This is a genomic window from Paenibacillus shirakamiensis (assembly GCF_017874255.1).
GTDB classification, from domain to species: Bacteria; Bacillota; Bacilli; order Paenibacillales; family Paenibacillaceae; genus Fontibacillus; species Fontibacillus shirakamiensis.
The window spans coordinates 1,115,980-1,127,726 of sequence record NZ_JAGGLD010000001.1; the positions used below are offsets into that span (position 1 = coordinate 1,115,980).

Below are 11,747 nucleotides of genomic sequence, written 5' to 3' on the forward strand. Positions count from 1 at the left end.
AGCCCTCCGATCTGTCTTTTTCATCACACCGTTGTGGAATGCAGTTCTTGATAATCCTCCGTTACGATGCGATTATGCTCGTCCATGATGACAACATGCGGACGATATGTGCGGGCTACCGCTTCTTCCATCAGAGCATAAGAAATAATAATGACAAGATCTCCCGGCTGTACTAGTCTTGCAGCGGCGCCATTTAAGCACACCACACCTGAGCCTCTAGGGCCAGTAATGACATAAGTCTCTAGTCTAGCTCCGTTATTTATATTGACCACTTGCACTTTCTCATTCTCCAATATGTTGGAGGCATCCAAAATGTCCTGATCGATCGTTATGCTTCCTACGTAATTCAGATTGGCTTCCGTTACAACAGCACGATGAATTTTAGACTTATGCATCTCTCTAAACATGAATACACGCTCCTCGTGGAGTAGTTTGTGAGAATAAACATAGATATTGTCTTATAAGAGGCTGAGGGCAAGTCTTGATGATGAGGGTGATTAAGGAATATACATGGATGATGTGGATTCAAGCTGATTGGATAAGCGAATTACTAAGGGAAGAGGTTGTACTAGTAAGGCAGGGTTACATAATGTGCGAATTCTAGTTAGTTGCAAATCTAACTACAGAATCAAAAAACGTGGTTTGTACAACGCAGAAACTTGTTCAATCGCTTTAGCGCTGTGAAGGAGGAAGTACAATTGTGTGATCAAGTGTAGCGGTAATGAGTTAAAGTATTTTGTCGGAAAATAGCAATTAACTTACCCTTATAGTAGAGGTAAACCTTTACTTAAGATAGGGCGACAATCTTATAATACAGGGATAAATTCTTTTAATATTGTGCTGGGAACTACCATAAATTAAGGGCATGATGCAGAAAAACATGGCCTTTTTTGCTGAAACTCAGCAGCTTGACATACAAAAATAAATTAAAAATAGTTATTTTATATCGTAGCGATTGTCGGCAATAATACAGTGCTGTGTTGCGGTCGTAACGGTTGAGATAACTCAGTGTAAAATATTTACTAGAAATGCCCATGTCAATATATGAAAGCTGTTTCGATTTTTTACTAATCGAACTAGACTGAATTACCATATTACGAATATGCTCGCGCACCTTAATTGATTTGAAGCTTAGTCCTTCAATCTTCTTATAGATGTCTTGGTTAAGATGAATGGTATCGGGATCAAGTTGCCAGCGGTCGCAGAAAAAGTAAAGGCTATCGGGTGACTCTCGATATATGGAATGAGGTTTGGTTTGCAGTGCAATTCGGTAGTTGTCAAAAAAACGAAGCAAATAGGTTGTATCCTCTCCGAGATAGAATTGTTCGTTAATTAGTCCCACTTCGTCTAGAAGCCTTTTACGAAATACCATCGTATTCAGTTGGAAAAAGTTTCTCGTATGTGATAAGAAAGCCTCAAATAACCCTTTCTCAAAAATAATTGTTGCTCCATCCTCCGCCGTTCCGAATGTAGCGCCCATCGATTGTAGCAAATTCCGTTCAATCGGACGATCGAAATTATAGGATATTGTTTCCCCATGCTGCTCCACCCAAAGCGCAAAACTGATCTCCGCATTCGTCAGCACATGCGTCCTTAGGCTATCACTCAAATGATTAGGATACCATTCGTCATCGGAATCAAGAAACGCTAAATATTCGCCTTTCGCCGCCAGCATGCCCGTGTTCCGTGCACCACCTGGGCCTTTTTCTCGTTCGTTGCATACATAATGAATTCGCAACTCCCGAGTAGTCCATTCCTTAATCATCTCTTTCGTGTGGTCCGTACTTCGATCGTCAACGACGATCAACTCCCAATTAGCGTAGGACTGACGCAGTATGGACTCGATTGCACCAGAAATGATATGCGCTCGATTATAAGTAGGCATGACAATACTTATCAATGGCTCCAATGGTTTCAACTCCAATCTTTTTAAATCCTTAAATCATCGTCAGTGTAAATGCGATAGCAGAAATTCGTCAAGAGTAATCTCTTAGTAAGGATTTAAAAGGCATGTAAATATAGAGAAAATATATACGCTAAATGCGTAAAAAAACTATAAAAAACAATGATATTCTCTGTATTATGAAGCAATACCCAGTAAATCTGCGATGACTTATGTCACAAATTCATTGGTGAACCTATAGCAAGGAATATGCCCTTTTTACAGGAATGGTTAACTTTACAGTCGATGCAACAAAGCTTAAGATACGGTCAAGATTACTTCATGCCTTAGATTTGAATTGATCAAAAATCAATCTGAATGCTAAAAGACAGACCTAGGTTAAGTTTTACAAGAAAAAAGTTCACATTTAAGATCGAGATCTTAGGACAAAAAGCTATCTATGAATAGCCTAATATTACGCTGAATGCCTTCAAAAGAAGAGCATCGGGGGAACCAACACGAACACAGATCTAATTGTGTTAAGGGGTGAATCCAGAATAAAAATATGCTGGTAGGACGGCTCTCTCGTCCGAATCCGACAGCTAACCTCGTAAGCGAAAAAGGGAGAAATTGAATCATGCTCGGACAAATAGCAGAAGCACTACCCGCTCTTAACAGCAGTGTGCAAGTCGTTCAAATCACGGAATTGGAACTCTTTATTTTGTCTATAGAGGAAAAAGGACATATATATTTCCAAGTCCAACTCATTCTAAATACAGATTATGGTGAACTATCAAGTGAAATGATTGGGCTCCAAACATCGGAGACACCCGTGGATTGGGTAAAGTGGTCCTGTTGCTTACGTAAAATTCTGTATGCTAGACAGCCTCGCGATCTGCAGTGGTTCGCATATCAGTTCCGCGAAGACAGTATTCATTCTCGATTACTCTTCTCCGCCCTGCAACAAATTACAGATCAAACCAGACATAATAATAGAGCTTCACGGAACAACTTGATGAATCAAGCTTCTCAGTATATCAATTTATTTTAGGATTTTTATATCAGATTGTACGATCTGATCTTATACGTGCTGACCAATATCCAAAAGTATATAAAGGACAGATTCGGATGGGAGAGCCAACTTCATCCATATTTTGATAGACACTCATAACAAGAAAAAGAGGCCTTTGGAGCGCCTCTTCTTCTTGTTGCGAAATAGTAGTAATTTAATTGATTGAAATTTAATACTAAAATGAGCTATGAACTAGTATATTACCGGTTAAAGTTCATATTATTTTACATGATAGCGCTCTTCAATCTTGAAGTATTTCCATATAAAAACGGCTATACCCCAAATCAACAAAAAGGCTACGACTAAGAAATATCCTAAATTCCCGAAGTCGATCGACGCAATAACATCCCAGAATCCCCCCGATAGGTGAAGTTTATCTGTTGTTATTTGAGCCAATTCAACAACGCCAACAGCTAGTGCTGCAATGACAGAAATCGCAGTAACTATCATATTATAATAGACTTTTCGAATGGGTCTATCGTTTGCCCAAGCATAACTTTGTGTCATCATCATACCATCAAGCGTATCGAACAAACTCATTCCTGCCGCGAATAATAACGGTAGGGCAATGATTCCGAGGACTGGGAAATGGTTGTTCGCTGCACCAGCAGACATGGTTAATAATGATATTTCAGTGGCTGTATCGAATCCTAGTCCAAATAGAAAACCTATCGGATAAATATGCCAACTTTTTGTTACTAATTTAAAAAATGAGCCCAAATAACGTGTGAAAAAACCTTTCGCTTCGAACATTTTCTCAAGTTCAGATTCACTTACTCGTTCTTCCTTCATTTTACGGAACATAGACCATAGTTGAATAAATAACATTAAATTTAAGATAGCTAAAAAGACTAGAAACACGCCTGATACTGTTACTCCAATAATACCACCTATTTTTTGCATCTTAGGCATGTATTCAGCAACAAACTTAACAGAGATTGCTGTTAACACTGCCAATAAGAAAACCACAGTAGAATGTCCTAATGAGAAAAAGAATCCTACTCCTCTAGAATCTTTCTTTTGGGCAATTAATTTACGGATGGTATTATCCACAGCAGCAATATGATCAATATCGAATGCATGGCGAAGACCAAAGGCATATGCAGCAATCCCCATACCCACAAAAGATGGATGTGTAGGAATTACCGTTAGTAAAGCAAAAATTCCAAGCACATGAATGATCAAGACTATTAACATATAACGATTCCATATATATTTCATTCGATCTACCTTTCGTCTTTTCAATTGTCCAATTTAACTTCCGCCCTCAAATATTGTATCTGCAGATGTCTACAAATATACCTCTCTACTCATAGCTCTAATATTCCGCACTCTAATAAAACCCGGCAATCATTACGATTGCTGGGTTGTCGGCATTAATATTTTCTTAAAAAAGAAGGTGTGGTATTAAAAAAATGTTGATTAATGATATGGTGACATGTTGTCTGAATTCTTTCTATGGTTTGAGTCGAATTGGCTAGTATTCTTATGATAATTCCAGCCACAGGAAGAAAGGACAGTCCTACTTTATACTCTGTCGTATCTTCACGAATGGCTTGATACAGCTGATCAAGAAGTTCATGACTCGCTTGTTCTCCAACCACCACCATCGATCCCAAATGAGAATAGCCCTCCATGAACCCCAGAGAATTCATAGTTTGTGAAGTCGGATTCAATTTAATATGATCATACATGACCAGTTCATCTTCAATATAAATTTCAGTGATTAATTGGAGTAGATCATAACTAAACTTTGCCCCTTCTGGAGACCAACCGGAGGTAATAATATCTGAATACAGAAACGTAGCTCCCGTCTCCATCTTCACTACCGTTTTTTGCTTGTATCTTGCACGTGCATAACCAATAAGCGGATCAGTTATATACTCAAGATAGCTACCCTTCTTAAGGGTAATTTCTGTCTCCTGATATGCAGGATTCGTCGGTGTTTTGTATATTTTAGTAGCCGATTGTGTAGTTAAGGTTAGACGGGCTTGCTCTCTAAGTGCAATTTTCATCTGATAACGATCCCCGTCTAAATAACCTCCACCTGGATTCAGTATATAGTAACAGGCTTGTCCAGAATCGTCGTGATAGATAGGACGCATCACTTTGAAAGCCCCTTGGAAATACACATTCTTGGCGACAGTTTTTCCGTTTCGTTCTTCAGCTTCTAATCGCAGAATCCCTGTCCAGTCCTTCATTCTATTCCAATCCCTTTAAGAACGCATTCTCTTTAATCCAGTCGATGACTTGATCAAGACCCGTATTATCTTTTAAGTTTGTGAATACAAACGGTTTATTTCCACGGAATATTTTCGTATCCGATTCCATAACTTCCAGGCTTGCTCCTACATAAGGTGCTAGATCTATTTTATTGATAATAAATAAATCCGATTTAATCATCCCTTGTCCACCTTTACGTGGGATTTTCTCCCCTTGGGCAACATCGATAATATAAATAGAGAAATCAACCAGCTCAGGACTGAAGGTAGCTGCAAGGTTATCGCCGCCGCTCTCCACAAAAATAAGCTCAACATCAGGATGCTTTTCTTTCAATTCATCAATAGCAGCAAAGTTCATGGAAGCATCTTCACGAATTGCGGTATGAGGGCATCCCCCTGTTTCCACGCCAATAATCCGATCCGCTGGCAATACACCATTAGCCATCAGAAATTTGGCATCTTCTTTGGTATAAATATCATTCGTTACAACAGCCATGCTGATTTGTCCCTCTAAATGCCGAGTCAATTTCTCTACAAGCATGGTCTTCCCTGCTCCAACAGGACCTCCGACTCCAATTCTAATAGGTTCCATATACATACACTTCTTTCTTTGTTATTTAGGACATGAAAATCCGAATGTGTACACGTTCATGTCTCATCTGGGACATTTCCAGCCCTGGTGAAATAATTCCGAAATCCTCTTCATCCAGACTCAGAATTTTGTCCGTTGCTTCCGTTAATACACCCTGAAATTGTTGAATGACAAGTTGACCTGCTGTCTGACCTAAAGGAATAGCGCGGACGGCATTTTGCGCGAGGCTCGAGATAACAGAATATAAGTAATATAGAATCGTTGTTGACCTAGCAACTCCGAGATGGTGCCCAATTATAGTAAAGACAATCGCAGGATGTCCAAAGCTCTGCTTCTGTTTAATCCGTTCCCTATATTGAGAGAGTATAGGTACATCGTATAATGAACTAACTAGATTTAACATCCGATCGCCCATTTTTTGTGTGCCTTCTCTCGTTTCCCGGGGCAAATTTTGTACAGTTAGCATCCGATCCAGCTTCCATATCTTATCTAAATCGCCTTCCTCTAAGGCATCAAATATTATTCGAGAAGCAAGTCCATCGGAATGGACAAGCTGCTCATGAACATACACATGAAGCCACTTGGAAAGTGTCACTTGATCATGCACTTGATCTTCTTGAATATAACTTTCAAGTCCATAAGAGTGACTAAAAGCCCCCGTTGGAAAGTTCGTATCACACAGCTGAAATAAGGAAAGCGTATTATTATTCATGGCTGTGGCCAATGTGACGAAATGCCTGCTTTACTTTCCTCTCTTCCCGTGCAAAAGGGATATTCAGTTGTTTCAGTAAATCTTCCACTAAGTAGTCGTACTGAACCAGCATCTCCTCATTTTCAAATTGGGCAGGCAAATGGCGATTCCCCAATTGATGAGCGATGGTCCCCATTTCTTTCAGACTGCGCGGACTAATTACGAGTAAGTCATCAGACAAAACATCAATCATAATGATATTTGTATCATCGATGAATAGAATATCTCCGGCCACAAGATCACGCTGATCTTTCAGACGAATACCGATTTCTTTGCCATGATCTGTTTTGACTCTCTGAATTCGCTTTACTAAATCAGCACTGTCTAGATACACTTTTTCCATATGACGTTTTTCGACTTCATCTTTATGCAAGCTGTCAATATGGGTTACAATTTTCTCAATAATCATGGTTTCACCTCAAAATAGGAAGTATCGTTGACCCATCGGTACTACATCGACAGGATCACAAGTTATTAATTGTCCATTCACTCTAACCTCGTAAGTTTGCGGATCCACCGTAATTTCTGGAGTTTCAGCATTAAGCTTCATGTCTTTTTTAGTTAATTTGCGTATACCACGAACGGGAAGAATGATTTTCTCTAAGCCTAACTGTTCATGAACTTTGTTATCGAAGGCGACCTGAGAAATAAAAGTTGCAGAGGTTTTGTAAAGTGCTTTTCCATATTGTGCATACATCGGACGATAGATGACAGGCTGTGGTGTTGGTATAGAAGCATTGGCATCACCCATGATGCCTTGAACGACCATGCCATTCTTAATAATCATTTCAGGCTTTACTCCGAAGAAGGCAGGCTGCCAAAGGACAAGGTCAGCCATTTTTCCAATTTCAATGGAACCTACATATTCTGAGATTCCATGCGTAATCGCTGGATTAATTGTATATTTAGCCACATAGCGTTTTGCACGATGATTATCAGAAAATTCATGATCACCTTCCATCGTACCTCGTTGTTTTTTCATTTTGTCAGCCGTTTGCCATGTTCGTAAAATAACCTCACCAATTCGTCCCATAGCCTGTGCATCCGAACTAACCATACTGAATACACCCATGTCTTGAAGTACATCCTCTGCCGCAATCGTTTCGCGCCGAATTCGTGAGTCTGCAAAAGCAAGATCTTCAGGAATAGAAGGATTTAGATGGTGACACACCATCAACATATCCAAATGTTCATCTATTGTGTTCACCGTATAAGGCAACGTGGGATTGGTAGAGGAAGGAAGAACATTCATATAACTGGCTGATCTAATTAAATCTGGAGCATGTCCCCCGCCCGCACCTTCTGTATGGTACATATGAATAACGCGATCCTTAATAGCAGCCATCGTGTTCTCCATGAACCCGCCTTCATTCAAAGTATCCGCATGAACCGCCACTTGTACATCATACTTATCTGCTACCCGTAAGGCATGGTCAAGTGCTGATGCTGTAGCACCCCAGTCCTCGTGGACTTTCAGCCCAATGGCCCCTGCCCGCACTTGTTCCGCCAATGGCTCTTCCGCTGCTGCTTGTCCTTTTCCTGTAAAACCTATGTTCATGGGCATACCTTCCGCTGCTTCCAGCATGCGATGGATATTCCATTCTCCAGGAGAGACAGTAGTTGCTTTAGATCCCGCAGCGGGTCCAGTACCGCCACCAATAAGCGTAGTAAGACCAGAGGAAAGAGCCGTTTCTATCTGCCCAGGGTTGATAAAATGAACATGGCTGTCGATTCCGCCGGCAGTGACAATCCTACCTTCACCTGCAATAATCTCTGTAGAAGCTCCAATGACGATGTCCACATTATCCATAACTAAAGGGTTACCAGCCTTACCGATTCCGGCAATCTGACCATCTCTAATCCCAATATCCGCTTTATAAATACCTGTGTAATCCAAAATAATTGCATTCGTGATAACCACATCCGGGACGCCATCTGCACGAGTAATCAAAGGGTGTTGCCCCATCCCGTCACGAATTACTTTCCCGCCGCCAAATACAACTTCGTCACCATATGTTGTATAATCTTTTTCGATTTGGATAATTAATTCAGTATCAGCAAGCCGAATAGAGTCCCCTGTTGTAGGTCCATACATTTGAGAATACTGAGTTCGTGGCATCTTAAAACTCATTGGGAGCACCCACTTTCTACGGATCCATCTGTTTTGTTATTAAATCCATAAACTCGGCGTTCTCCACCATAACAAATCAATTCAACTTCTTTTTCATCACCAGGTTCAAAACGAACTGCAGCCCCAGCAGGAATATTTAAATGCTTCCCGAATCCGTCTTCACGATTGAATTGGAGAGCTTCATTCACTTCGTAAAAATGAAAGTGAGAGCCTACTTGAACTGGACGATCTCCTGTATTTTTGACTGTAGTTTTTGAGGCCATTTTCCCAGCATTGCAAACGATATCTTCTTTCTTCAAAAAAATTTGACCAGGTATCATTCAAATATTCCTCCTCTACTATTTATCTAATTGGACTATGCACGGTGACCAGTTTTGTTCCATCCGGAAAAGTCGCTTCGACCTGTATATCGTCAATCATCTCTGGAATCCCTTCCATCACATCTTCACGAGACAAAATGGTTGCTCCGTATTCCATTAATTCTGCTACGGTTTTTCCATCCCTAGCACCTTCTAATACTTGATAGGTTATATAAGCAATGGCTTCAGGGTGATTCAGCTTAAGTCCTCTTGCTTTTCTTCGGTTAGCAAGATCAGCGGCAACTACAATCAATAGTTTGTCAACCTCACGCGGTAATAACTGCACCGTTTAGCCTCCTTAGATTTCAAAAAATTGGTTTTCAATTTCTGTTTAATTCCGCTGTTTTAAGCCACATCATAAGAAATACATTAAAATAAATTTGATAGCCTAAAATTTTTAATATATCATGATTTACATATATAATTTTAGGCGTAAACTCATTTTTATATATATAATAAACAGAGTATACAAGTCAAATTTCTTCGTCGTTAATGAACTTGAGTAAACAAACAACCATACCAAAATAAGGAGATCATTATGCAAGCGAAAAATCGGGATTCATTTCGTAATGGAACGTTTTTTTCTATTATTTCAGCCTCACTCAAAGGTATCTCCCAAGTCATATTAATTGACAATGCAATTTCGGGGCTTATTATTTTAATTGCTATAATGATCTCCTCTACTTCACTCGGTATTATTGTCTTGCTATCTGCGTTGTTAGCTAGTGTGATTGGGAGATTCGGAGGCACGGATAGAACTATTGTTAACCAAGGACTACTCGGATATAACTCGGTATTAACGGGAATTGCGCTATTTTTGAATTTGGAAGGGGATTTACGCTGGGTTATCGCTTTAGCGGGATCAGCTGTAGCAGTTTTTTTCACCGCTGCTATGATGCATGTAATGCGAAATTCGAAAGTCCCCGTGCTTACCTTTCCTTACATTGTTCTTACTTGGTTTCTACTGCTTGCGTCTTACCGCTTGGGCAGGTTTCAATTAACCCCATCTCTGGTTCCCCAAGATCTTTCCCATTGGCAGTTACATCCTGAAGGTACATTGAATTTGATGCATGGGCTCATTAACGGCGTGGGGCAAGTCTACTTTCAGGACACTATCTGGTCTGGTATTTTGATTTTAATCGGGGTGTTTTGGGCTGGGTGGAAGCTGGGTCTATATGCAATCATAGGAACAGCCCTTGCTTGGATAACAGCCTATAGTCTAGGAGCAGAAGTTACACTGCTTAATTTAGGACTTTACGGATATAATGCTGTGTTGACCATCATTGCAGTTGCGGCTGTTTTTGATACGAAGAGCCGCTTAGCTCCTCTGACGGGTATCATTGCTGCTGTCTTAACAATACCTATTACGGCCAGTATAGATACTTGGCTTCTTCCCTTTGGGCTCCCCACTCTAACGATGCCATTTGTTCTATGTACATGGCTTTTCCTTGCCGCAAGGAAGGTCATTCCGAAGCTATGACACATCATTGTCAGACCCTAGACTAAGTCTTAATCCTAAATCTATAGTCTTATACATGTGTCTAGATATAAAAAAAACTAATCTAGTATCTCTTAACAAATGTTTCTATATAACAAAGAAAAGCCTGATTTCTCAAGCTTTTTCTTTGTTAAGCTATATAATGAATCTAGAAATTCCACTAATCTTTTTTGGGGATAATTACTGGAACTATCAGGAATGAATCGTACTCCTCGCCTATGTATATTAATTTGGTCTCATCCATAGACGGTTCGTTCTGCAAAGCCATTTCTTTTCCATTTAGTTACGAGAAATTGGCCAAAACTTTTTCTGAAGTTCCAGCGACTCTCGCGCGTAATAATTTTACCACTCCTTGCGACCATGGACATACAGCCACTTCTCTTCGGTTGAAGCTTGTTTGAAACCTTCCAAATCCTCCGCAATTATGCATATATTGGGTGGACCAGCTAGCAAACCAATATGTGCACATAAATATTGGAGAGCTTCACTTGTCTGTTATTCCAGTATTCATCAAACAATGGAGGTTCTTTTTGCCCTTCTCTCAGGTTTTTATGATCTTTATTTTCCCGCCATCTTGCAAAAGAATTTCAACCCAGAAGTTGGAAGAAACCCTTATCTGGGATTCCACTGTGAAATGCACATTCTCGGTACACATCATTGAGCCTTTCTCAAGAAATCATCGCCTTCAGATGAGGAGGATTTAAAGATGACACCCACCACAGGGTAACTGTTAAATAGGACACACCGTTTGTTCTCACATTGCCATTGCTCCATTCCTATACACCACCCCATTCAATGACTTCATAATAGTATTCGGCTTCAGGTAGAAACCATGGACGAAAACCTCTTTCTGATTTTGCACTTCCTCGCAAGGCAACTTTGATCTCCACATAGTCATTTGGAACCCAGAAACCAGGGTTCGGAGATTCTTGAGCGGTTAAAATCCGATTTCGGAATAGCACCTAAGGTAGGCCATTCAAGACCAATTGAGGCAAACCAAGATTTATTATCTTTCTCAATAAGTGTCAGCTGACATTACCACTGGGAACTTCCCGGCTTGTCAAGGCGAAAAACGTTCACTTAGAATGTTAGTCCACTTATCATTGACATGATAACGTCTTAGATAAAATAATAATGGGAAATTGAGATTGCACTTATTACTCTAATCTTTTACTAGTGATATATTTCTATACCAATGAGAATTCTAATATTTTTTAAAATGGTGCTCTTTCCCATCTTT

The 11,747-nt window shown here is 40.0% G+C and carries 12 protein-coding genes, 1 pseudogene and 1 riboswitch; of the genes and pseudogenes, 2 read left to right on the forward strand and 11 right to left on the reverse strand.

What is annotated here, in order from left to right:
* Window positions 1-23: 23 nt before the first annotated feature.
* Together panD and J2Z69_RS05230 are read right to left on the reverse strand one after the other, a co-directional pair.
* Window positions 24-407, reverse strand: coding sequence for an aspartate 1-decarboxylase (gene panD, locus J2Z69_RS05225; protein WP_209859779.1), 384 nt, complete (start codon window positions 405-407; stop codon window positions 24-26).
* A 440-nt stretch (window positions 408-847) separates the two neighbouring features.
* Entirely contained in the window at window positions 848-1,909 is a 1,062-nt protein-coding gene (locus J2Z69_RS05230) for a glycosyltransferase family 2 protein (protein ID WP_209859780.1), read from the reverse strand.
* A 441-nt stretch (window positions 1,910-2,350) separates the two neighbouring features.
* Window positions 2,351-2,514, forward strand: a riboswitch (cyclic di-AMP (ydaO/yuaA leader).
* Between the two features lie 5 nt (window positions 2,515-2,519).
* Between J2Z69_RS05230 and J2Z69_RS05235 the strand changes: the two genes are divergently transcribed.
* A complete protein-coding gene (locus tag J2Z69_RS05235) occupies window positions 2,520-2,933 on the forward strand; it encodes a hypothetical protein (protein WP_209859782.1) in 414 nt (137 codons plus the stop codon).
* Window positions 2,934-3,173: 240 nt separating this feature from the next.
* Here J2Z69_RS05235 and J2Z69_RS05240 read toward each other — a convergent pair whose 3' ends face one another.
* The 8 genes from J2Z69_RS05240 to J2Z69_RS05275 all read right to left on the reverse strand — a co-directional run bounded on the left by J2Z69_RS05240 (window position 3,174) and on the right by J2Z69_RS05275 (window position 9,295).
* Window positions 3,174-4,175: a HoxN/HupN/NixA family nickel/cobalt transporter gene (locus tag J2Z69_RS05240; RefSeq protein WP_209859784.1), complete on the reverse strand. Its 1,002-nt coding sequence runs from the start codon at window positions 4,173-4,175 to the stop codon at window positions 3,174-3,176.
* Between the two features lie 155 nt (window positions 4,176-4,330).
* On the reverse strand, window positions 4,331-5,155 hold the full coding sequence (locus tag J2Z69_RS05245) for an urease accessory protein UreD (protein ID WP_209859786.1): 825 nt from the start codon (window positions 5,153-5,155) through the stop codon (window positions 4,331-4,333).
* A 1-nt stretch (window position 5,156) separates the two neighbouring features.
* Complete coding sequence (gene ureG / locus J2Z69_RS05250) at window positions 5,157-5,768, reverse strand: urease accessory protein UreG (protein WP_209859788.1); 612 nt, start codon at window positions 5,766-5,768, stop codon at window positions 5,157-5,159.
* A 25-nt stretch (window positions 5,769-5,793) separates the two neighbouring features.
* Window positions 5,794-6,480 (reverse strand): urease accessory protein UreF, encoded by a 687-nt coding sequence (locus tag J2Z69_RS05255; protein ID WP_209859790.1) that lies wholly within the window; start codon window positions 6,478-6,480, stop codon window positions 5,794-5,796.
* On the reverse strand, window positions 6,473-6,928 hold the full coding sequence (ureE, locus tag J2Z69_RS05260; protein WP_209859793.1) for an urease accessory protein UreE: 456 nt from the start codon (window positions 6,926-6,928) through the stop codon (window positions 6,473-6,475). Before ureE ends, J2Z69_RS05255 begins: the two co-directional genes overlap by 8 nt.
* 9 nt (window positions 6,929-6,937) lie before the next feature.
* Window positions 6,938-8,650 (reverse strand): urease subunit alpha, encoded by a 1,713-nt coding sequence (ureC, locus tag J2Z69_RS05265; protein ID WP_209859795.1) that lies wholly within the window; start codon window positions 8,648-8,650, stop codon window positions 6,938-6,940.
* Complete coding sequence (locus tag J2Z69_RS05270; RefSeq protein ID WP_209859803.1) at window positions 8,647-8,970, reverse strand: urease subunit beta; 324 nt, start codon at window positions 8,968-8,970, stop codon at window positions 8,647-8,649. The genes ureC and J2Z69_RS05270 overlap by 4 nt, the downstream gene beginning before the upstream one ends.
* 22 nt (window positions 8,971-8,992) lie before the next feature.
* Window positions 8,993-9,295, reverse strand: coding sequence for an urease subunit gamma (locus J2Z69_RS05275; RefSeq protein WP_209859805.1), 303 nt, complete (start codon window positions 9,293-9,295; stop codon window positions 8,993-8,995).
* Between the two features lie 252 nt (window positions 9,296-9,547).
* Here J2Z69_RS05275 and J2Z69_RS05280 point away from each other — a divergent pair, with 252 nt between their 5' ends.
* Window positions 9,548-10,489, forward strand: coding sequence for an urea transporter (locus J2Z69_RS05280; RefSeq protein ID WP_209859806.1), 942 nt, complete (start codon window positions 9,548-9,550; stop codon window positions 10,487-10,489).
* 363 nt (window positions 10,490-10,852) lie between these two features.
* Here J2Z69_RS05280 and J2Z69_RS19455 read toward each other — a convergent pair.
* Window positions 10,853-11,587: pseudogene (locus tag J2Z69_RS19455) on the reverse strand (CocE/NonD family hydrolase); the annotation flags it as partial.
* Window positions 11,588-11,747: the final 160 nt, after the last annotated feature.